Raw genomic sequence first — 22,021 nt, 5'->3', positions numbered from 1 at the left:
GCGTTGCGAAGTTTCATTTCTTGGCTAAGGTTTCGTCCAAGAAAGTCGTAAAACCGACGGATTAAAGGGGAAGCCATTTGGCCATGAGACATCTTTTCCAATCCACCGCCCGTGCGCTTGCATTTGTCGCCCTTGTCATGGGCGGCGCGGTGATGGGCTTTGGCTTTAGCGCACCAGCAATCGCGCAAGAGGATGACAGCAGCGCGTTGTCGTCGCTCCCACTGCGGTTGATTGGCCCGTCTTATGTCTCTGGGCGGATTTCGGATTTTGCATTCTTCAAAGGTGGCTCGCACCATTACATCGTCGCAACGGCATCGGGCGGTCTTTGGGTGACTAAGGATGCAGGCACCACATGGACCCCGATTTTCGACCGTGAAGGCTCTTATTCCATCGGTGTGGTTGAAATCGCCCCCTCTGATGAGAACACAATCTGGGTGGGCACGGGCGAAAACAACGCTCAGCGTTCGGTCGCCTTTGGTGACGGTGTTTACAAGTCGACCGACGGCGGCAAATCCTGGAAAAACATGGGGCTTAATAAATCTGGCCACATCGGTCAGATCTGGATCAACCCCGAGGATGAGAACCACGTTTTGGTCGCAGCTCAGGGACCACTTTGGTCAGCTGGAGGCGATCGCGGACTTTATAAGACGACCGATGGGGGAGAAAGCTGGGAGTTGATCCTTGAGGTCGACGAACACACTGGCATTAACGAATTTGTTGTCCACCCGGACAACCCCGACCTCATCACCGCGTCTTCCTATCAGCGTCGTCGCCACGTTTGGGTGCTGATCAATGGTGGCCCCGGTTCTGGCATTCACCGTTCGAGCGATGGCGGTGAGAGCTGGAGCAAGGTGTCAGCGGGCCTGCCAGGCAAGGACGACGTGGGCCGGATTGGCCTTGCGATGGCGCCATCAGCTCCCAACACGCTTTATGCGATTATCGAGGCGCAGGACGATGAGAAGGGCGTCTATCGCTCGACCGACTTTGGCCAGAACTGGGAAAAACGCTCAGGCCACATGACGACGAGCCCGCAATATTACAATGAGATCGTGGTCGATCCCAGGGACCCCAACGTCCTTTATTCGCTCGATACTTTCTCCAAGCGTTCGGTCGATGGCGGTAAGACTTTCTCCGACATGAGCAATGCAACGCGCCATGTGGACGATCACGCGCTGTGGATTGACGAGAGCAACACCGCCCACATGATTATCGGCGGCGATGGCGGGGTTTATGAAACATGGGATGGCGGCCAGAAATGGCGGCATTTCCAGAACCTGCCGATTGTGCAGTTCTACCGCGTACAGCCTGACAACGCCTCGCCATTCTACAATGTGTGCGGGGGGACGCAGGACAATAACTCGCTATGCGGGCCTTCGCGAACGACACTGGTTCACGGTATCACCAATTCCGATTGGCACATTGTGCTGGGCGGTGATGGCTATAAACCTCAGATCGACCCGCGCGATCCCAACCTTGTCTACACGCAGTACCAATATGGCGGGCTTGCCCGTTATGACCGGCGCACGCAGGAGCGGGTGTTCCTGACCCCTCAACCAGAGCCTGGTGAACCTGCGTACAAGTGGAACTGGAATACGCCTCTCCTCATCAGCCCGCACAATCCTGACCGGATTTACTACGCGGCAGAGTACCTGTTTGCCTCCAATGATCGCGGCAATTCGTGGGAAAAGATCAGTCCTGATCTCACCCGCCAGATCGACCGCAATGCGTTGGAAGTCATGGGCCGTGTGTGGAGCGTTGATGCGATTGCAAAGAACGATTCAACCTCAATCTATGGCGCCGCAATTGCTCTGGCTGAGAGCCCTCTGGTCGAAGGCTTGATCTATGTTGGAACCGATGACGGCGTGATTTCGGTCACAGAGAACAATGGCGCAAACTGGCGCCGACAAACCAGCGTTCGCGGTGTGCCGGATATGACGTTGGTTGAGGACATCATAGCCTCAAATCACAATTCCAATGTCGCCTATGCCGTATTCGACAACCACAAGCGCGGCGATGACAAGCCATATGTCTATCGCTCCAATGACCGTGGCCGCAGCTGGACGTCGATCTCTGGCAATCTACCGGGAAAAGGTTCGGCACACACCATTGCCGAGGATCATGTTGATCCCAACCTTTTGTTCGTCGGCACGGAATTTGGTCTTTTCTACACTCAAAACGGTGGCGGAAGTTGGCAACAATTGAAGGCCGGTTTCCCGACGACCAATGTGCGTGATATTGAGATCCAGCGGCGTGAAAACGACCTTGTCGTTGGGACCTTTGGCCGCGGTGTCTATGTGCTCGATGATTACTCGGCCCTTCGCACCAACGCCTCAGCCGTTGCGTCGAGCGAAGCTACGCTTTTCCCTGTTCGCGACCCTTGGATGTATATCGAAGGCGATCTGTGGGGCACCTATGGTAGCGCTCAGGCGTCCAATGGTGACAACTTCTGGTATGCCGAGAACCCGCCCTATGGCGCGGTCTTTACCTACACACTGCGGGATGGACTTGAGACCCGGGGCGAAGCACGCCGCAAGGCTGAGCGTGAGGTCGAGAAGACCGGCGGCGATACGCCGTACCCATCGTGGGAGCAGCTGCGCCAAGAGGACCGCGAGGATGAGCCTGCGATCATCTTCACCATCACCGATAGCCAGGGCCAGGTTGTACGCCGTATGACCGGGCCCAAGTCCAAGGGTCTGCACCGTGTGGCGTGGGACCTACGCTATCCCAACCCATATCCAGCACAGCTTTCGGCTCCGCAAGGCAGCATCTTCAGCAGCGCCCCTGTGGGGCCTCTGGTGGTGCCGGGTGAATACACCGTGCAAATGGGCAAGCGGATCAATGGCGTTGTGACGCCTTTGGGTTCGCCTCAGAGCTTCACCGTGAAGCCTCTTGAAAACAGCCCGGAGCTGGCAACCGACCGGGCCGTTGTGCTTGCGTTCCAGGAGGAGACCTCTGAGCTTGCTCGCGCCGTTTATGGAGCAGGCGATGCGTCCTTCGAACTGCGCAACCGGGTGAACCATTTGAAGGTCGCAACTGAGGCGTTGCAACAGCCTGTCGACGCGCAGCGCACCACTATCCAACAGATCGAAAGCATCCTTGATCAAAGTGATATGGCGCTGTTCGGAGACAATTCAGTTGCTAGCCGCAATGAGCCGGTGCCTTTCTCAATCTTGCAACGTGTTGGTCAGATCATCGGCTGGGGCTGGAACCATCAGTCGCCTGTGACGGGCTCTGACAAGACCGCGCTCGAGATCGCGAAGAGCGACTTTGCCGGTGTGCTTGCTCAGCTTCACGACGCGGAGCTTCGGATCGATGCGCTCGAAGCCGAGCTTGCAAGCCTTGGCGCGCCGTACACTCCGGGAAGCGGTGTTCCCAGCTATCCGCAATAAGCCGCGCTAAATTGGTCGGAGACTAGCTGGGCAATCTGGCCGGGGTCTAGGCCTCGGCCAGTGACCCCGGTGCACCTGCTGCAACAGCCATGCGTTTGCGCGTCTTGATCGCCCCGCCGCGCTTTGACACGTAATCCATCGTTTTGAACTCGGTCGTCCACTGATCGCGGGTCACTTCGCACATGACATAGCCGCGCTGAGCATTGTGCCATTTGAGGCACTCGTTCTCTTTCTGGATTTCCGCCGTGTCAGAACGTGTTTCCTCGCCGTCTCCGCCCGACGTAATCGAGGTTGAGACAAATTCGGTCGCTATCGGCTTTGCGCCAGGACGCTGACCGTCAAGGTGAAGCTCGCCTGCGTAGTTCTGATGCTCGTCACCTGTAAGCACGATCACACTGTCACGCCCAAGCTCTTTCACTTGCGCCAGCACGCGGTCGCGCGGTGTCTCATAGCCGCCCCAACTGTCGAGATTGCGGCCCTCGCCATCGCCAATGCGGCGATCAAGGTCCATCATCATGATCTGCTGTGCGAGAACCTGCCACTGCGCCTTGGAAGAGCCCAGCTTTTCATAAAGCCAATCCTCCTGTTGCTTGCCCAGAACCTGCGCCGCGCGGTCGTCCACGCCGTCACAATACTGCGCCCAGCGGTCGTCGCACGGCTGATCGGTGCGATACTGACGCGTGTCGAGCAGGTTCAGATCGAGCAAATCGCCAAAGCGTTGCTGACGGTAAATCTGCATCCGGTTGCCCAGCGGCATGGAGGAGGCGCGCAGCGGCATATGTTCGTAATAGGCCTGCATCGCCATCTGCTGACGCAGGGCAAAGATTGCCGCTGGCGTGCCGTCCTGATCGATATCGCCAACCCAGTTGTTGTCAATCTCATGGTCGTCCCATGTCACAAACCATGGGGCAGAGGCGTGCGCTGCCTGCAGGTCGGTGTCCATCTTGTACTGCGCATAGCGGCGGCGGTAGTCCGCGATGGTGTGGATTTCCTGGCCAAAGTGGGGCCGCACGTTCTCTTCAACCCCGCCATGCCATTTGGCTCTCATCCGGTCGCCGCGATATTCGTAGATGTAATCGCCATAGCAGTAGATGAAGTCCGCCTCTTCCGCCGCCAGATAGCGGTGCGCGGTGTAATAGCCTTCTTCGTAATTCTGACAGCCAGCAACGCCAAAGCGCAAGCCCTCAATCGGTTGCCCGATGGCAGGCGTTGTCTTTGCACGGCCCACTCCGCTGCGCTCGCGCCCTGAATAGAAGCGGTAGAAATAGGGGCGATTGGGTTCGAGCCCTGCAACCTCGACATGCACCGCATGGCCAAGCTCTGGCCGCGCAATAGCGGTCCCTTCGGCGACCTTGTCGCGCATCCGCTCATCTCTGGCGACTTCCCAGCGCACCTCGACCGGAGCAGGCAGCATGCCATAACCGATTTCAAAGGGATCGGGAGCAAGCCGCGTCCATATGACAAAGCCATCGGGTTCTGGTTCACCGCTCGCGATGCCAAGCTGGAACGGGTATTGCCGGAAAACAGGAGAGGCGACCGCGCCGCTTGCCGTTACCAGCGAAAGGCCGGCAATTGCCGATGCGCCGAAACTTTTGAGAGCAAAGCGCCTGCTAAGCTCTATCCGCCGGGATCGATTATCGGTCATAAGATCGGTTTCCTGTCATCTTTGCGTGGCCCAATTCGGCCTTGCATCATTCCGGTGTTTGGCCTGTTCGTGTTGCAGTAGTGTTGCAACGCTTAGCCATTGATTCATCGCGTAAATCGGCGCTTTTTGACACACTTGACACACTGTCCAGGGGCAAAAAACCTCTCGACCCATTTCGGGCGTTTTGATCGGTCGAACCGATTGAGCAAAAGAGAGGGCAATTGGGCATCGGGCAAGAGTTAGCGCAGTGCGTTGGTGTAGGAAATATCCGCCATGCACAAGACCCATTCAAAAGGCCCATTCACAATTAGAAAAGGCGGGCGAGCTTTTGCCCGTCCCGCCCTCTAGCGACGCTCGAAGCGCTCTTTTGGTGTTGGAGTGGGAATTGGAGCTTTAGAAGCTGTAACCCACTTCCACACCGACAAGGCGCCGTGCACCCGGCGAAATGAAAGAGCCACCAAACTCAATTGCTGGAATAACCTCGTTGAGATACTCGCGGTTGAGTGCGTTTTCGGCAAACACGGTGGCCGTGAAATCCCCTATCTCCACCCCTGCACGAAGGTTTAGGACGCCAAACGCCTCGCGCTGAGCCACGCTGTAATCCGCATCACCTACAAAGGCAGGCAGTGCGAGCGCGGAGCCTGGCAACAGGCCAGAGAACAAGGTTGGCGAGGTTTGGTCCTGGAAGGAGTGGAACCATGTAGGCCCCGTAATCCGGTAATCCGCCCGCACGATCAGATCGACAGTGTCGCTCATTGGCGTGTCGATTTCGGTGCCAAGGTTGATCGTGTAATCAGCGGTGTAGGGGCTTTCGTTTCCGACAGTCGAAGGACGCGAGCTGTTCGCCTTGATCTCGCTTTCGGTCACGTTGACCGAGCCGAAGAATTTCCAGCCTTCGATGATTTCAACGCTTGAGTTGAATTCAAGGCCGTAAACCTCCACCTCGTCAATGTTGGAAACCACACGTAAGAGGCCGAAGGAGCCAACGAAAAACTCGAAGAACTGCATGTCGTCGATTTCGGTGTAGTATCCGGCAAGATCAAAAGTGAGCCGTCCGTTTAAAAGCTGACCTTTGACCCCTGCTTCAAATGCGGAAGAAACCTCTTTGTCGTAAACGTCATTGATGGTCACATCAGCGCCTATGAACTGGACAAAGTTGGCATCAATAATCGCCGAGGAACCTTGGTTGTTGAAGCCGCCGGACTTAAACCCGATGCCCCAGTTGGCATAAAGGTTGAGGTCTGGAGAGGGCTGATAGCTGATGCTTAGCTTTGGTTGCAGCTGTTTGAACGTCTCGCTCACGGGGCTGAATGCGCCAAAGGCAAGGCCGGGGTTGATCGGGCCGCCTGTGAACGGGTCAAGCGCGCCAGCAGGCACAAGGCTTTCCGAAGAGCGGTCTTCGACGTCGTACCGAAGCGCCAGGCCGATTGTGAGATCATCCCACGCATATTCCGCATTGCCGAACACGGCATAGACGGTGGTGTCGAATTCATCGTTCAAAAGGAGGCTGGTCGGGTTTGAGCTGCCCGGAGCGTTGAACAATTCGCGGCTTACCCCTGCGCCTGTGTCACCGCCGATGGAAACGCCGGTTTCACGGTCGATGTTGAGGAAATAAGCACCGATCTGCCAGCTCAATGCATCGCCGCCATTGGAGGCGAGGCGGATCTCTGCGCTGATGTCGGATTGTTCGCGGATTTGCAGCTGTGTGCCGTCGCACGTCGTCGGGCTGTAGGCACCGAAGGTTGAGCCATTGGCAGGCGCAAAGATGAACGGCACAGGGATCTGGCCGATGAAACCGGGCTGTGCGACCGGGAAGCCGGTTAGGTTGGCGGTCGATGCAAAGCAGCTATCGACAACCCCTTGAGCCGCCGGGTCTGCTGCGCCGATAAAGCGGGCAAAGTCGGCGCTGGTTCCGTCTGCGGTCAAAAGTTGATCAACATCGGAGTAGAGCGCCCAGGCAGTGAGCGTCACGCTGTCAAACTCATGCTCAATCTTGGCCGAGATGTCGAAGCTGTCCTGCTCGTTCGTCGGGCGGATATTGCCATTGTAGACGAAGGGATGCTCGTTCACGTCTTCGAAGAACGCCGGGTTGGTGGCTCCGAATGCAGGGATGTGGAACGAGGAGTTAAAGTTGATCGACGCGCCGCGAAGCTGTGAGTAGCGGGCTTTCACGTCAAGCTCGGTTGCTGGCCCAAGGTCGGCGACAATGCGTCCGTCGACGGTCCACACTTCCTGATCGTCAACGACGTCGGCGTTCAAAAAGCCGTTGCGGAAGAAACCGTCGGTGGTCCGGTAATAGCCCGATGCAACAATGCCGATGTTTTCGCCGAGCGGGCTGGAGATGTAGGCGGTGCCTTCAAAGGTGTTTTCATTGGCATAAGAGGCACGCGCAGCCCCTTCAACGAAGTCGCCGGGTTTCACCGTTTGCAATACAATCGCGCCAGCCGCAGCATTCCGGCCATAAAGCGCGCCTTGCGGACCTTTCAGGATTTCGACCTGGCGCAGGGACCCTTGGTTCTGGTTCAATTGCGCGGTGTTGGTTTTGAGAATGCCATCGACCACAAGGGCAACAGAGCTTTCTGCATCGCGCGCGCCGTTGATACCGCGAATGTTGATCTGCGTATCGCCTGCCTCTGCCGTACCGGTCACGATCGTGACGCCGGGAGTGAGCTGCGAGAAATCAGACGCATTCAATGCTCCGGTCTTTTCCAGCGCATCTGCGGTCAACACAGACACCGAAGCAGGCACATCTTGCAGACGCTCATTCTGGCGGCGGGCGGTGACGATAATCGCATTGTCGTCTTCTTCGCTTGCTTCATCCGCTGAAGGAACGGTTTGTGCAGCGGCGGGCGCAGCAATTGCGGCGAGGGTTATGAGGGATGCTGCGGTAAGGAATTGGAACTGACGCATGTGGTTTATCTCCTCCAATCGCCCCTCATTGGCAGGAACGATGTCGTGACACGTTTGTTGTTTTGGCACCTAACTACTGGACAACAGCCTTAGTGGATCCCGCCACTTTCAAAGCGGATTGTGACGACCGCCTTGCTTGACGTTCGCTTTATTGTATACAATTAGCAGAAGTCAAGCTCGTCATACCCCTGTGCAACAAGCCGAGATAATTCCCATGAGCAAAGCGTCAGACCGCGCCTATGATGCCATCCGCGGCATGATATTGTCGGGCGAATTATCGTCAGGCGATCCGCTGCGTGAAGAGGCTTTGGCACAAGCTTGCGGGGTCTCAAGGACACCGATTCGAGAGGCGCTGCGTCAGCTTGAAGTCGACCTTCTTGTCAGGCGGACCGAGTCGCAGCGCAGCTATGTTGCTGACTGGTCACTTGATGATGTTGCGGACGCCTTTGAGCTTCGCGCGATGCTTGAAGGGCATGCCGCCCGGCGGGCTGCGGAACGGATCACCGATGATATCGTCGATGAGTTAAAGCATTATAACAAAGCAATTTTTGCAGCTATTTCGAAGCCGCGCCCGGATGTCCCAACCTTCCTTGATCGCAATCGCGAATTTCATGCGCTTGTGCTGGATACTGCCGGGTCGCCGCGGCTCAAAAATCTCCTGACAGCTCTTATCGAACAGCCAGTCGTGTGGCGTACGGCGCACAATTATGACCCCACAGCGTTTCAAAACTCGCACAGCGAGCACGCCGATCTGATTTCGGCGTTTGAGCGGCGCGATGGCCCTTGGGCGGAAAGTATCATGGCAGGGCATATCCGCCGCGCATTTCATGCATATTGTGATGCTCACAAAGGCATGGGCGCGCTGAAAAAGGGTGCGGCATAGTGGCAACAGTGTATACAAAAAGTGTCGAGATCGTCGAAGTCGCCCCGCGCGATGGGCTCCAGAACGAGAAAGTTCAGGTCCCGACCGATATGAAATTGGACCTTATCAACCGAGCGATTGATGCAGGTGCGCGGCGGGTTGAGGTGACGAGTTTCGTCAATCCGAAGGCTGTTCCGCAGATGGCCGATGCAGAAGCAGTGTGCGCTGGCCTGCCGGAGCGCGGCGACGTTACCTACATCGGGCTTGTTATGAACCAGCGCGGCGCTGATCGCGCTCTTGCGACAGGGCGCATCGATCAACTGGGTGCTGTGTGCGTTGCGACTGATACCTTCGCCATGCGAAATCAGGGTCAGACATCCGACGGATCGGTCGAAGCGGCAAAGGCGATCATCGAAACAGCAAAAGCAGCAGGTAAAACCGCGCAGGCCACGATCGCGGCTAGTTTTGGGTGCCCGTTTGAAGGTGAGGTGCAAGACGCCCGCGTGATCGCAATGGCCGCGGCTCTTGTGGAGGCTGGCCCAGTCGAGATCGCGCTCGCCGACACAATCGGGGTCGGCAATCCCGCCCATGTCACCCGCCTGGTTGAAGGCGTGAAAGAAGTGGTCGGCGACATTCCGATCCGAATGCATTTTCACAACACACGCGGCACCGGCCTTGCCAATGTATGGGCTGCGATTGAGGCAGGGGCCTCCACCATTGATGCGTCCATTGGCGGGCTAGGCGGGTGTCCTTTCGCACCGGGAGCTGCGGGCAATGTCGCAACCGAAGACGTGGTCTATATGCTTGAGCGGGCTGGGATCGATACTGGCCTTGACCTCACAAAACTCATCGAAACCAACGCTTGGCTTGTCCCGATCATGGGCAAAGAGCTTCCGGCGATGGTTGCCAAATCCGGCGGTTTTCCAATCGCCCAATCTCAAGAAGAAGAAGAGGAACTCGCCTGATGCGCTATCGTCTTGGAGTGGATGTAGGGGGTACGTTCACCGATCTGCTGTTGCTTGATCAGGAAAACGGCGCCTTTTGGCGGCACAAAACGCCTTCGACCCCGCATGATAGCTCGGAAGGGATCTTGAACGGGGTGCTTGCGATCACTGCCGAGGCAGAGGTTGATCCGGGCGATATTGAGTTCTTCCTTCACGGAACGACGGTTGCGACCAATGCGGTGCTGCAAAACAAGGGCGCGCGGGTGGGGCTCATCACCACAGAGGGTTACCGCGACATCATGCAGATCGCGCGCAGTTTTGTGCCCGGAGGTCTAGCCGCGTGGATCGTCTGGCCCAAGCCGCAACCTTTGGCGGCGCTTGAGGACACGCTCACCGTGGGTGGCCGGATGGGTGCCGATGGCAAGGAAGTGCGGCCCGTCGACGAAGCAGGAGCGCGCGCGGCTCTCGAGCAATTGAAGGCGCAGGGCGTGGAAGCCCTCACAGTCAGCCTCATCAACGCCTATGTAAACGGCGCGCATGAGAAGCGCATCGGCGCGATTGCTGAGGAAGTGTTCGGCGGCGCAGTGCCGATTTCGCTTTCCCACGAAGTGCTTCCTGAAATGCAGGAATATGAGCGCACACTCTCCACCGTTGCAAACGCGGCGGTGCGTCCGGTGGTGGGCAAATACATTGCGAACCTTCGGGACAAGCTGGTTCAGGCAGGCGTGAAGGGTAAGCTTTCGCTGCTGCGTTCCGACGGCGGATTGATGAGCAGCCAGAAGGCCGAAGAGCATCCCGTTAACATCCTGATGTCGGGTCCTGCCGGCGGGGTGACGGGCGCGGTTTGGGTGGCGAAGAACGCTGGCCTCAAGAATATTCTGACCCTCGATGTGGGCGGCACTTCGACTGACGTTGCGTTGATCGAAAACCTTGAGCCGCGCCGGGTGCGTACCACGGAAGTGGGCCATTTGTCGGTGCGCGCATCGGCTTTGGATGTGAAGACCGTTGGTGCGGGCGGGGGCTCTATCGCTCACGTGCCGGAATTGACCGGAGCGCTTCGGGTGGGTCCTGAAAGCGCGGGCGCTGTGCCGGGGCCGGTGGCCTATTCCAAAGGCGGCGAACTGCCGACGGTGACCGATGCCAATGTGGTGCTGGGCTACTTGCCCGAAGACCTGCTGGGCGGATCGTTCAAGCTTGACCGTGAGGGCGCGAAGGTGGCGGTGCAAACAATCGCCGATGCGCTGGGTGTGACCCTGATGGACGCAGCGCGCGGGATCATTGATATCGTCAATGAAAACATGTTCGGCGCTCTGAGAATGATCAGCGTTCAGCAAGGCTATGACCCCAGGCACTTTGCCCTGATGGGCTTTGGCGGGGCGGGGCCTTTGCATGTGAATGCAGTGGCCAAGCTGATGGGCTCTTGGTCTGCGGTCTCGCCTATGTCTCCCGGTGTGCTGTGCGCGCTTGGCGATGCAACAACGCGGATGCGGACAGAAACCGCGCGCTCTTTCAGCAAGCTTGCCGATCAGACCGATGTGGCCGACCTCATCGCTCTCCTCGACGAGATGGCGGCCCAAACGCGGGCCGAGTTGGAGGCCGATGGCATTCCTTCAGACAGCATCACCAGCGAGTTCGAAGTCGATGTGCGCTATGCCGGACAAGCCTTTGAAGTTCCTCTTACAATCGACCAGGCGACTTTGCGCGAAAAAGGCATAGAAGGCATCCTTGCGAGGTTCGACGAAGAGCACCACCGCCTCTTCACCTTCAACATGGATACCCCGCATGAGATCGTGAACCTGCGCGCTGTGGCTCTGGGAGAGTCGCTGGAGTTGGAGGCGCAGGAGCTTCCCAAAGGCAATGGCGATCCATCGGCTGCGAGAATCAAAGACCACACGCTTTGGATGGACGGGGAGGAGCGCCAAGCGGTCATCTATGACCGCGCGAAATTGCTCCAAGGGGACATTATCCAAGGCCCAGCCATCATCACCGAGATGGATTCCACAACGCTCGTCGAACACGATTGCACCGCAACCATCGATGCGGTGGGCAATATCCTCATCAACCCAACCGAAGAGGGCTAAACGATGCCAGCACAAATCATCGAAACCAACACCACGCCCTTTAACAGGCTCGACCTTGATCCGGTCACCTTGGACATTATCGAGAACGCTCTGAGAAACGCCCGGATTGAAATGGACGCGACCCTTGTGCGCACCGCCATGAGCCCCGGCATCCGCGAACAGGGCGATGCTTTCCCGCTGATCGCTGACCCATCGGGCAAGATGATCGTGGGCCAGTTTGGCAGCTTCATCGGCGGATTTCTGAAAAGCTTTGAGGGCACGATTGAGGATGGGGACATGATTTTCCTGTCCGATCCGTACTCATGCGAAGGCGCGATCAGCCACTCGAACGATTGGCTTGTCATGCTGCCCGTGTTCAAGGACGGACGGCTGATCGCTTACACCGCCATGTTCGGGCACCAGTCCGATATTGGCGGCATGGTGCCGGGATCCATGCCGATTGAGGCAACCTCGATTTTCCAGGAAGGCGTGCGCATTCCGCCCGTTAAGATCTGGAAAAAGGGTGAGTATAATGACGACCTGATGAAGCTCGTCATGCACCAAACGCGCAAACCCGATTGGTGTCAGGCGGACTTGAACGCGCTTATCGCCAGCTGCCGTGTGGCCTCTAATCGCCTGATCGAAATGGCCGAGCGCTTTGGCGATGATGTGTATTATTCCGCGACGCAAGAACTGCTCGCGCGCAACCACCGCGCGATGAAGGCTCTCATCAGTCAGGCGATCCCTGAAGCTAAAAACAGCTTTGAAGATTTCATCTGCGACGATGGCAAGGGCTATGGCCCCTACAAGATCAAATGCACCATGTGGCGCGATGGCGATAAGGTGATTCTGGACTTCGACGGCACCGACCCGCAATCGGCCGCTTCGATCAATTTCTACTTGAATGAGAACATGTTCAAGATGTTCTTCGGCATCTACATGATCATGGTCTTTGACCCGCAAATTCTGTTCAACGACGGGTTCTACGACCTCATCGAAGTACGTATTCCCGAAGGGTCCTTGCTCAAGCCGAAGTTCCCGGCTGCATTGTCAGGCCGTACCCACGCGCTGGGCCGCATCTTTGACATCCTTGGCGGTTTGCTCGGTCAGGGCACGCCAGAGTTCCTGAACGCAGCTGGCTTCTCCTCCTCGCCGCACCTGTTCTATTCCGGCTGGGATAATAGAGAGGGCAAGAAGGCAGACTGGTTCCAGCTGTTCCAGATCGGCTTTGGCGGTATTCCGGGGCGGCCATTGGGTGATGGTCCGGATGGTCACTCGCTGTGGCCGGGTTTCACCAATGTGCCGAACGAGTTTCTGGAGCGCTATTTCCCGCTGCGGATTGAGCGGTACGAGACCGAGAAAGACTCAGGCGGGGCTGGCCTTCACCGGGGCGGGAATGGCATTCACATGACCTATCGCTTCCTCGCGGACGGCGCGATTGCGATCCACGATGACCGCTGGTTCGTGCCCCCTTGGGGCGTCAATGGCGGCCACCCGGGCAAGCGCGCGACCAAGCTGATTGAGCGGCTCGATGGCACCACCGAAATCGTCGGCAACAAGGTCGAGGACGTTGAGGTGAAGGCGGGCGAGCAATTGCACTTCATCACCTGGGGCGGCGGCGGCTGGGGCGACCCGCTCGAGCGTGATCCAGAGCTTGTCGGGCTAGAGGTCCGCCAAGGCCTCGTGACGCCAGAAGGCGCGCGCGATTATGGCGTTGTCATCGCAGACGATCACTCGGTCGATACGAGCGCGACAGACGCCTTACGTGCCGAGCTGAAAGCAGGGCGCGGCGAATTGTCGCTTTTCGATTATGGCCCCGGCATCGAGGCCCTGCGCGAGAAGTGCGAAGAAGAAACCGGACTTCCTGCGCCGATCCAGCCATCATGGGACACCCAAAGACAGGGGCAACGTCATGGGTAAGCCGCTCGACACCAATCTTGGCGCAGGGGCGCTTGCCGGTCTTCGCGTGGTCGAGATGGGCCAGCTTCTGGCGGGTCCATTCTGCGGGCAATTGCTCGGCGATATGGGCGCAGATGTTATCAAGCTGGAGCCGCCGGGAAAAGGCGACCCGATGCGCGTCTGGGGGCAGGGCGAGGAAAAGGTCCAGTGGGAAGTGATTGCGCGCAACAAGCGTTCTGTCACCTGCAATCTTCGCGTGCCCGAGGGCCAAGACATCGCCCGCCAGTTGATCGCTAAAGCAGATATTCTGGTCGAGAATTTCAAGCCAGGAACGCTTGAGAAATGGGGCCTTGCACCGGAAGAATTGCACAAACTCAACCCCGGCCTGATCATCGCGCGCATGTCGGGTTATGGCCAGACGGGACCTTACTCCACGCGGGCCGGATTTGGCGGGATTGGCGAGGCGATGGGCGGTTGGCGCTACATCGTGGGTGAACCCGACCGTGCGCCTGCACGCATGGGCATTTCCATCGGCGATACGCTGTGTGCAACATATGGAACTATGGGCGTGCTCGCCGCGCTCCACCACCGGGAAAAGACGGGCGAGGGGCAAGTCATTGACACCGCCCTTTACGAAGCGGTCTTGCAGGTCATGGAAGGGCTGGTCCCCGAATATGACTATAACGGCTTTATCCGCGAACGCTCCGGCTCAATCCTGCCCGGAATTGCGCCCAGCAATGTGTATTCGTGCAGTGACGGCCCGTTTATGATCGGTGCCAACAATGACGCGATTTTTGCGCGTCTGTGCGAAGCGATGGAGCGGCCGGAATTGGCGAGCGATGAACGCTACGCCACCCATCTGGCGCGCGGGGAAAACCAGACCCAGCTTGATGACCTCATCAACGAATGGACCGCGACTTTGACTGTGGAGGAACTCGACAATCTGATGATCAAGCATTCCATCCCCGCAGGCCGCGTTTACACCGCTAAAGACATGCTAGAAGACCCGCATTTTCAAGACCGTGAGGCCATTATCGAGGTGGAAACCGAAGGGCACGGCAAACTGAAGATGCAAAATGCCTTCCCGCGTTTTTCCAAGACGCAAAGCGGGGTGCGCAGGACCGCGCCAGTCACGCCGGGTCAGCACAATCTGGAAGTGATGCGCGAGCTTTTGGGCTGGGATGCCGAAGACATCGAGGAAAAGGCCGAGCGCGGATTGATGTAACCCCCGCGCCCGGCCCTTTCGGGGTAAAGCCTAGAAATTCATGAAAATGTTCACATTGGCGACGTGGTCCATCCGGTCTTCGCCATCGCGAAACACCGTCTGGTTAAGGTAGCCGGGCACCATTTCCACGCCATCGGCAATCGGCACCGAAACCCCTGCAAAATTACGCCACACGCTCAATCCGCCGCGCTGAACCTGCGTGTCGTTGAGTTCAATGAATGGCTCGGTGTAAGCCACGAATTTGTTGCTCTCGGAAATCGGCACTTTCAACTGTACGAAATTGCGGAAACGCCATGAGGTGCCGCTGGTCTCTTCAAAAGTGCGTTGTTCCAGGCGGGTACGCGAATCCAGTGTCACTCCGTCCCGATCAATCAGCCGCACATTCAGCTCTTGATAGAAGCGGTGCTCATTCAGCTCTGGCGGGCCAGCGGGATCGGTCAGGATATAGGCGTATCCGCCGCCCAAATTGACCTTATCGGTGATACGATAACCAACGAAAGAGCGTAGCAACAGCTGTCCCAATCGGTCTGCATCATCGGTGAAACGTTCTTGCGCCTCGCCGCGGATGAACCAGTCGCTGTCTTCGCCAAGATCGATGGTGACGAATTGGCCCGTCCAGATGTTGAAATCATCTTCGGTTGCCGCCGCAGGCGTAGCAATCGTCAAACCGCACACACCTGCGATTGCGCCTATCGTTTTGATGGAGAGCGAGGGCCGAACCTGTGATGGGTGACGGTTGGATTGAGTGTGTCTGGTATTCATCTGATTTCCCTGTAGGCGGTGCCATCCAACCTTCGGGGAGGGTGGGGAGGACGGGAGGATGACACCGCAACAGTGTGTTATCGGTCGTTGGATAACGCCGATGCACTTCTGCTATCCGCAAATGCCGAAAGCCAAATCAGCCAGTTAGCGATCTTCTCGGCGTAGGCCGGCTGGCCTATGCACTTTTCACGCAGTGCACTATGATAGGGCTTATGCAAGACCAATTGCCTGTTCTCCCGAGTGATGGCGAAACGATCGCCGAACTGCGCGAATTGTACCGCGCCGCTGAATCGCGTGCGGCGCGTCTCAGGCTGCTTTCGGTATCTGCGCGCGAATTGGCGGAGGCCACCAGCATCTCACTTGATGCATCCGTCGACCGATGCGCACAAAGGCTCGCCTTCTTTGTCGGATGCCGCGGCGGTAAAGTGCTGCATTGCGCAACTCCGCTGGTTGAAACGCAATCGCTCGGTCCAGACACAATCCCGATCAAGGCGCCAGGCGGTCAAAGCGCGCCAATTGCCTGGCTTATAATCGACGGTTTCAAAGGCCTTGACGGTATTCGCGATGAAGAGGATCGCGACGTGTTTCGCATGGAGCTCGACCTCATTGGCCTCACGATAGATCGCATCACCAAAGAGCGTGAGCGTGCAGGCCTTGTTGCCAAGCTTCAGGAGCGTGAAAAGACTCTTGGTAAGCTGCTCGATCAGATTTTTACAGCGCAAGAAGAGGAACGCCGCCGGGTAAGCCACGAATTGCATGATGGCGTGGCGCAAACCGCGACCGCTTTGGTGCGCATTCTGGAAAGTCCGGGCGCCGGAAATAATGGGGGCGAGGGCGCGATCAATCCAGCCGAAGTGGCGCGTTCACTCGTGTCGGAATTGCGCAGGGTGATTGCTGGTCTTCGCCCGACACTGCTCGATGATTTGGGCCTTGTGCCGGCGCTACAGGCATTGGCAGAGAGCCTTGAGGATGAAGGATATGAGGTTTCTCAAATCCTCACCCGGAGCGACCTTCGCCTCTCGCCTTTGGTGGAAACAGCAGTGTTCCGCGTTGCCCAAGAGGCCGTCACCAATATCCGCAAACACGCAGGCGGCCCGTGTGATGTCACCGTCCAGGCTCTGTTCGATACCGACCCTCTTATCTTGCGGATCGAGGACTGTGGCGCAGGCCCATCGGAGGAAACCCGTAAGGCAGGCGCACTTGCCGGAAACAACGTTGGCATTGAAGTGATGAAAGAGCGTATGGCCGCAATCGGAGGGTCGCTTGAATGGGGTGCCGGGCCAGAATGCGGCGTATATGTTGAAGCGCGTTTTCCTGCCCAAGTTTAGACTGCGAAAGTCTGCCCCCTGACACTTAACCGGCTGGAGCCTTTTATGCCCTCTTCCAATCAAACGCCCAGCATTCTGATCGTTGATGACCATCAATTGGCCCGCGAAGGGCTTCGCGCGGTTCTGGCAGGCGACGATTTCACCGCGATTTATCTTGCCAGCACCGGCGAAGAGGCAATCGAAGTGGTGCGCGAGAAAGTGCCCGACATTGTCCTTATGGATGTGCGTTTGGGCGAGGGGATTGATGGACTTGAAGCCACCCGGCAGATCGCCGCACTCGGGCTGCCGACAAAGGTGATTATGCTCACCCTTCACGATATGCCTGGCTATGTGCGAACCGCCTTGTCAGCCGGTGCTGCTGGCTACGTTCTCAAAGATACCCAAATCGGCGATTTACGCAGCGCGATTGTGCAAGTGATGGAAGGGCGCTCTGCGGTGCCGCTTGATCTGGTCAGTGCAGCCATGAACAGCGATACAGCGACGAGCGTTTCTGGTGATTTGGAAACCATCCTTACCGGCCGCGAGCAAGAAGTGGTGGCACTCGTCGCGGAGGGGCTCACGAATAAGGAAATCGCCCGCAAGCTTGAGATTAGCCCTGCCACGGTCAAGGTGCATGTTGAACGCTTGATCGCCAAATTGGGGGTCGCAGACCGGACACAAGCAGCGGTGCTTGCGACAAAACTCAAGTCTGCCAAAGACTCACGGATCTGACCGCGCTTTGATCAAATCTTCGCCCCGAATATGGACAGACCGTCCGCTCGCCTTCAAGGGATTGGTCGTTATCGCGTTGCCGCTTGCGGTACTCTTGGGGGCGCTTTTTTCACTCTATCTTGCGTCCAGCGCTGAAACCCGGGCAGAAGACGATGTGCGCCGCGCTTTTGCAATCCAGCGTGACGTTTATCAGGTCCACGCTCTCTTGGCCGAAGCCGCAGCCGGCGTGCGCGGTTATGCTTTGACCAGAGAGGACCGGTTCCTCGCCCCGTATTACACGTCAGAACGCGACCTGCCAGTGACTCTCACCCGGCTGGAGGAGGCGATCAAAGATGAAACGGTTCGCCCGCGCTTTATCGAGCTGTTAAAGGTGACGCAGGCGAAGCGTGACGGGCTTCGTGCAACGATCGCTCTCACGCAATCGACTACCCAGCCAAGTACGCAGCAGATTGAAAGGTCGCTGATCGCTAATAAGCTTGCGCTTGATGCAGTGCGCACAGAGATTGACAACATCCAAAAGCTTGAGAGCGTCGTCCTTGATGAAAGACGCGCGCTTGTGGACGATGTTCGCACGCGCTTTCTCGCGCTGACAGCTGTTAGCGGGATCGTCGGTCTTTTAGGGAGCCTTGCAGCGGTTTACCTGTTCTCAACAGGGATCGTGCGCCGCGTTAGCAAGCTTGAGGGTGATGCGGAACGGCTTGCCCGAGGCGAACGCCTGGAAGCCCCCCCTGAAGAGGCCGATGAGCTTGGACGCTTGGGGCAACGCCTTAGCCGGGCAAGTGCTCTCTTGCGAGAGCGCGAGGATGACCTTCGTGCCAGCGAAGAGCGGTTCCGACTCGTGATTGAACAGGTGCGCGATTATGGCATCCTGTCCCTCGATAAAGAGGGGATTGTGACCAGTTGGAACATGGGTGCAGAACGCATTAAGGGCTGGCGCACTGATGAAATCATAGGCCAGCATTTCAGTAGGTTTTACCCCGCCGAGACACGTGATTTCCAGCCTGACAAGATGCTGGAGCGTGCCCGTGTAAATGGCACGGCAGAGGATGAAGGCTGGCGTATTCGCAAGGACGGATCGAAGTTTTGGGCGGACGTTGTGATAACGGCCTTGCGCGGCGAAGACGGTGAATTGCAAGGCTTTGCCAAGGTCACCCGCGACATGACCGAACGCCGCCGCAGCGAGGAGGATTTGCGTCTGGCACGTGAAGAGGCGGTTGCTGCAAACCTTGCAAAAAGCGAGTTTCTCTCTCGCACCAGCCACGAATTGCGCACACCATTGAACGCCATTTTGGGCTTTGGCCAATTGCTGGAAATTGACGAGGATAGCTTCTCAAAACCGCACCGCGACGCGATCCTTCAGATCGCTAAGGCGTCGCGGCATTTGCTTGCTCTTATCAATGACCTGCTTAACATATCCAGCATCGAAGCGGGGGCAGAAGAGGTCGAGATTGAAGAGATCAATATCGGGCAACTTCTCGAAGAAGCGCGCGCCTTGGCTGATCCAATTGTGAAGGCGGCGGGTTTGCGTTTCGATATCGACTTGCCGTGCGCGAACGCCACGGTTCAGGCGGACAGGCGGCGTACGATGCAGGTTATCCTGAACCTTGTCAGCAACGCTGCCAAATACAGCACCAATGGCACATTCGTGCGCCTGGGTGCGGAGGAGGCGAATGAGCAGATCACCGTCTTTGTCGAGGATGATGGTCCGGGCGTTGACCCAGCGAACCGATCGCGTCTGTTCACTGCATTTGACCGACTGGGACAGCAGAAAAAACCAAATAGCGAAGGCACCGGGCTTGGTCTTGCCTTGTCCAGGAGCCTTGTGGAATCGATGGGCGGAGTAATTGATTATGAACCGCTCGATCAAGGCGCGCGCTTCTGGTTTTCTCTGTCCTGCAATGTTGTCCCACGTATCGACCCGCAACCTGTGCAATAGGTCCCGATTATGACATCGCAATTGATTGACCCAAAGGAAATCCTTGCTCGTCGCGTCTTGGTGATCGACGATGAAGAAGCCAATGTAATCTTGCTGCGCAACCTGCTTGAGCGCGAAGGGTACACAGACGTTCATTGCCTGACCCAATCAAGCCAGGCGCTGGCATCATATATCGAGCTTGAACCGGATCTTGTGCTGCTGGATTTGATGATGCCAGAAATTGACGGGTTTCAATTGCTCGAAGCGTTTTCGCGTCACGATGCAGCCGATGAGTTTCGCCCCGTGCTCGTGCTTACAGCAGACACGACCATCCAGGCGCGGCGCAAAGCGCTCTCGCTTGGAGCAAAGGATTTTGTCGCCAAACCGTTTGATGTGATTGAGGTGGGCCTCCGGATTTCGAACCTGCTCGAAACCCGCCTTTTGTACGAACGGCTACGTTAGTCTGGTTCGCGCTAACTGCGCCCCACTAACCGCGGCCCACTAACCTGCTAAAGCAGCCGCCTCAGCCGCGCGCGCCTTGATCTCATCAAGGTCAGCGCCTTCGGGCACGATCCAGCTTCCGCCCACACAAAGGACATTTTTCAAGGCCAGCCACTCAGGCGCGGTCTTGGCAGAGATGCCGCCAGTTGGGCAGAACAGACATTGGCCAAACGGACCCGAAAGCGCTTTCAATGCAGGAATGCCGCCTGCCGCCATCGCTGGAAAGAATTTGAAGTGCGTCAGCCCCAAATCAAGCCCGCGCATTATGTCACCTGCATTGGCGATGCCGGGTAAGAAGGGAAGCCCGCTGGAAAGTGCTGCTTCGCCAAGGCTTTGGGTCAATCCCGGCGAGACAATGAATTCGCTGCCTGCGGCTTGAGCCTGTTTCAATTGCCGGACATTGGTCACAGTGCCAGCGCCAACAATTGCGCCGGGCACAAGGTTCATCCGCTTGATCGCTTCCAATGCGTCTGGTGTGCGAAGCGTCACCTCGAGCACTTTCAGACCGCCTTCGACCAAAGCCTCTGCTTGCTCGCGCGCTTTGCCGACGTCTTTTACCACCAGGACCGGGATCACAGGCGCCGTTTTCATCACCCGTTCGATTTCGCTCGGATCGTAGTTTTGTGTGTCAGGCATCAATCTATCCTTTGTCGGGGCGCAAGGTCATCGGATCACGCCTTCGTAATGTCTTCGCTATCGTAGGAAAATTGCCTGCTTCGAGCGAGGGAAAAGAGAATGCCCGAATTCGTATTCAAAACGGCCCCGATATGGTGGGGTCGTGATTAACAGAATTGATAGTAATCTGGGTTAGGTTCCGTGGTGAATTTTCCGTTCACTCAACTGAGAGCCTTTGCGCAAGCTATTCAATGACCACGTCAGTATCAGCAATACATGGCACATGCCTGCTCGGCGCGACCGGCTTTGTGGGCTCAGCACTGCTGCGCCAAACGGGGTTTGATGCCTGTTTTAACAGCCGCAATATTGGCGAGCTTGCAGGCCGCTCGTTCTCTCATGTGGTGTGTGCCGCAGCGCCCGGTTCCATGCTGGAGGCCAACACCGCGCCAGAACGCGACCGGGCCTTGATGCATGGTTTGATGGAGCGCTTATCGACCATAAAGGCGAGCCGCTTTACGCTCATTTCCTCCATCGCAGTGCTCTCCGATTTTGCAGGCCAACACGTTGAGGACACGCAGGATTTCCAAGAGGAACTTGCCTATGGACGTCACCGCCGCGAGCTTGAAGCCTTTGTCGAAGATCGCTTTGACGACAGCCTGATTGTCAGGCTTCCGGCATTGTTCGGGAAGGGGCTTCGCAAGAACTTCATCTTCGACCTGCTTAATCCAGTGCCTTCAATGCTGACAGGTGAAAAGCTCAATGTGCTCTGTAAGGGATTGCCTGCTGACCTCATTGTTTGGGTGGGTAAGCTTTACCAAGTGGACGCCGCCACGCGCTTGCATAAGCTCGACCGGGAAGCATTGAACGCCGATCCACGGCGCCGCGTTTTGGAGCGGGCGGTGAAGGAATTGTCCCTTTCTGCCACACAGTTTCACAACCGCGAGACGACATTCCAATATTACGAGATTGACCGGCTGTGGCGCGATATCGGTATCGCCCGCGATGCAGGGTTGTCCCATATCCACCTTACGTCTGAACCTATTGCTGCCGAGGTCATTTACGAGCGGCTGATGGGTGAGGAAATGCCACAGACGTCCGCACGTCTCCACCATGAGGATATGCACTGTGCCCATGGCAAGCTGTGGGGCCGGGAAAGCCCTTATCTCTTCGCAGCGGATACAGTTTTGGAGCGGTTGGATGCATTCGTGCAAGGCGAGAGGGTCGCCCGCGCAAAGGTGTCCGTATGAAGCTCTCC

15 protein-coding genes are annotated in these 22,021 nt (G+C 57.3%); 11 read left to right on the top strand and 4 right to left on the bottom strand.

Annotated elements, in window-relative coordinates:
• Positions 1-83 precede the first annotated feature (83 nt).
• Positions 84-3,389 (top strand): hypothetical protein, encoded by a 3,306-nt coding sequence (locus EH31_RS05010; protein WP_051698940.1) that lies wholly within the window; start codon positions 84-86, stop codon positions 3,387-3,389.
• Between the two features lie 46 nt (positions 3,390-3,435).
• Here EH31_RS05010 and EH31_RS05005 read toward each other — a convergent pair whose 3' ends face one another.
• Entirely contained in the window at positions 3,436-5,034 is a 1,599-nt protein-coding gene (locus EH31_RS05005) for an alkaline phosphatase D family protein (RefSeq protein WP_034958438.1), read from the bottom strand.
• 393 nt (positions 5,035-5,427) lie between these two features.
• Positions 5,428-7,944 carry a TonB-dependent receptor gene (locus EH31_RS05000; protein ID WP_034958436.1) on the bottom strand — a complete coding sequence of 839 codons (2,517 nt, stop codon included), beginning with the start codon at positions 7,942-7,944 and terminating at the stop codon, positions 5,428-5,430.
• 214 nt (positions 7,945-8,158) lie between these two features.
• Between EH31_RS05000 and EH31_RS04995 the strand changes: the two genes are divergently transcribed.
• From EH31_RS04995 to EH31_RS04975, 5 genes are read left to right on the top strand one after another with little or no spacing between them, the layout of a single operon-like run.
• Positions 8,159-8,827, top strand: coding sequence for a GntR family transcriptional regulator (locus EH31_RS04995; protein WP_034958434.1), 669 nt, complete (start codon positions 8,159-8,161; stop codon positions 8,825-8,827).
• 8 nt (positions 8,828-8,835) lie between these two features.
• Positions 8,836-9,771 carry a hydroxymethylglutaryl-CoA lyase gene (locus tag EH31_RS04990; protein WP_051699002.1) on the top strand — a complete coding sequence of 312 codons (936 nt, stop codon included), beginning with the start codon at positions 8,836-8,838 and terminating at the stop codon, positions 9,769-9,771.
• Positions 9,771-11,831: a hydantoinase/oxoprolinase family protein gene (locus EH31_RS04985; RefSeq protein ID WP_034958431.1), complete on the top strand. Its 2,061-nt coding sequence runs from the start codon at positions 9,771-9,773 to the stop codon at positions 11,829-11,831. The genes EH31_RS04990 and EH31_RS04985 overlap by 1 nt, the downstream gene beginning before the upstream one ends.
• Before the next feature lie 3 nt (positions 11,832-11,834).
• Entirely contained in the window at positions 11,835-13,730 is a 1,896-nt protein-coding gene (locus tag EH31_RS04980; protein ID WP_034958429.1) for a hydantoinase B/oxoprolinase family protein, read from the top strand.
• A complete protein-coding gene (locus EH31_RS04975) occupies positions 13,723-14,934 on the top strand; it encodes a CaiB/BaiF CoA transferase family protein (RefSeq protein WP_034958427.1) in 1,212 nt (403 codons plus the stop codon). Before EH31_RS04980 ends, EH31_RS04975 begins: the two co-directional genes overlap by 8 nt.
• A gap of 30 nt (positions 14,935-14,964) precedes the next feature.
• Here the strand turns inward: EH31_RS04975 and EH31_RS04970 are convergent, their stop codons facing one another.
• Positions 14,965-15,696, bottom strand: a complete 732-nt coding sequence (locus EH31_RS04970; RefSeq protein ID WP_081853219.1) for a DUF2490 domain-containing protein — start codon at positions 15,694-15,696, stop codon at positions 14,965-14,967.
• Positions 15,697-15,908: 212 nt separating this feature from the next.
• Here EH31_RS04970 and EH31_RS04965 point away from each other — a divergent pair, with 212 nt between their 5' ends.
• The 4 genes from EH31_RS04965 (at position 15,909) to EH31_RS04950 (ending at position 20,112) form a co-directional block, all read left to right on the top strand.
• Positions 15,909-17,024, top strand: coding sequence for a sensor histidine kinase (locus EH31_RS04965; RefSeq protein WP_034958425.1), 1,116 nt, complete (start codon positions 15,909-15,911; stop codon positions 17,022-17,024).
• A 45-nt stretch (positions 17,025-17,069) separates the two neighbouring features.
• Positions 17,070-17,735, top strand: coding sequence for a response regulator (locus EH31_RS04960; RefSeq protein WP_034958423.1), 666 nt, complete (start codon positions 17,070-17,072; stop codon positions 17,733-17,735).
• Positions 17,736-17,829: 94 nt separating this feature from the next.
• Positions 17,830-19,671 carry a sensor histidine kinase gene (locus EH31_RS04955; RefSeq protein ID WP_241765828.1) on the top strand — a complete coding sequence of 614 codons (1,842 nt, stop codon included), beginning with the start codon at positions 17,830-17,832 and terminating at the stop codon, positions 19,669-19,671.
• Between the two features lie 9 nt (positions 19,672-19,680).
• Positions 19,681-20,112 (top strand): response regulator, encoded by a 432-nt coding sequence (locus EH31_RS04950; protein WP_034958422.1) that lies wholly within the window; start codon positions 19,681-19,683, stop codon positions 20,110-20,112.
• Positions 20,113-20,151: 39 nt separating this feature from the next.
• On the opposite strand, the gene eda is transcribed toward EH31_RS04950, so the two are convergent.
• Positions 20,152-20,787 (bottom strand): bifunctional 4-hydroxy-2-oxoglutarate aldolase/2-dehydro-3-deoxy-phosphogluconate aldolase, encoded by a 636-nt coding sequence (gene eda, locus EH31_RS04945; protein ID WP_034958421.1) that lies wholly within the window; start codon positions 20,785-20,787, stop codon positions 20,152-20,154.
• Positions 20,788-21,017: 230 nt separating this feature from the next.
• Between eda and EH31_RS04940 the strand changes: the two genes are divergently transcribed.
• Positions 21,018-22,013 carry a Rossmann-fold NAD(P)-binding domain-containing protein gene (locus tag EH31_RS04940; RefSeq protein WP_034958420.1) on the top strand — a complete coding sequence of 332 codons (996 nt, stop codon included), beginning with the start codon at positions 21,018-21,020 and terminating at the stop codon, positions 22,011-22,013.
• Positions 22,014-22,021 lie beyond the last annotated feature (8 nt).

Origin of the sequence: Erythrobacter longus (genome assembly GCF_000715015.1) — a bacterium.
Taxonomy (GTDB): Bacteria; Pseudomonadota; Alphaproteobacteria; order Sphingomonadales; family Sphingomonadaceae; genus Erythrobacter; species Erythrobacter longus.
This window is presented reverse-complemented; position numbering and strand designations above follow the sequence as displayed.

Coding starts and splice junctions, on each gene's coding strand:
- EH31_RS05000 (WP_034958436.1), bottom strand. CDS start 7,944: ATGCGTCAGTTCCAATTCCTTACCGCAGCATCCCTCATAACCCTCGCC.
- EH31_RS05005 (WP_034958438.1), bottom strand. CDS start 5,034: ATGACCGATAATCGATCCCGGCGGATAGAGCTTAGCAGGCGCTTTGCT.
- EH31_RS04975 (WP_034958427.1), top strand. CDS start 13,723: ATGGGTAAGCCGCTCGACACCAATCTTGGCGCAGGGGCGCTTGCCGGT.
- EH31_RS04995 (WP_034958434.1), top strand. CDS start 8,159: ATGAGCAAAGCGTCAGACCGCGCCTATGATGCCATCCGCGGCATGATA.
- EH31_RS04980 (WP_034958429.1), top strand. CDS start 11,835: ATGCCAGCACAAATCATCGAAACCAACACCACGCCCTTTAACAGGCTC.
- EH31_RS05010 (WP_051698940.1), top strand. CDS start 84: ATGAGACATCTTTTCCAATCCACCGCCCGTGCGCTTGCATTTGTCGCC.
- EH31_RS04970 (WP_081853219.1), bottom strand. CDS start 15,696: ATGAATACCAGACACACTCAATCCAACCGTCACCCATCACAGGTTCGG.
- EH31_RS04940 (WP_034958420.1), top strand. CDS start 21,018: ATGACCACGTCAGTATCAGCAATACATGGCACATGCCTGCTCGGCGCG.
- EH31_RS04985 (WP_034958431.1), top strand. CDS start 9,771: ATGCGCTATCGTCTTGGAGTGGATGTAGGGGGTACGTTCACCGATCTG.
- EH31_RS04965 (WP_034958425.1), top strand. CDS start 15,909: ATGCAAGACCAATTGCCTGTTCTCCCGAGTGATGGCGAAACGATCGCC.
- eda (WP_034958421.1), bottom strand. CDS start 20,787: ATGCCTGACACACAAAACTACGATCCGAGCGAAATCGAACGGGTGATG.
- EH31_RS04950 (WP_034958422.1), top strand. CDS start 19,681: ATGACATCGCAATTGATTGACCCAAAGGAAATCCTTGCTCGTCGCGTC.
- EH31_RS04960 (WP_034958423.1), top strand. CDS start 17,070: ATGCCCTCTTCCAATCAAACGCCCAGCATTCTGATCGTTGATGACCAT.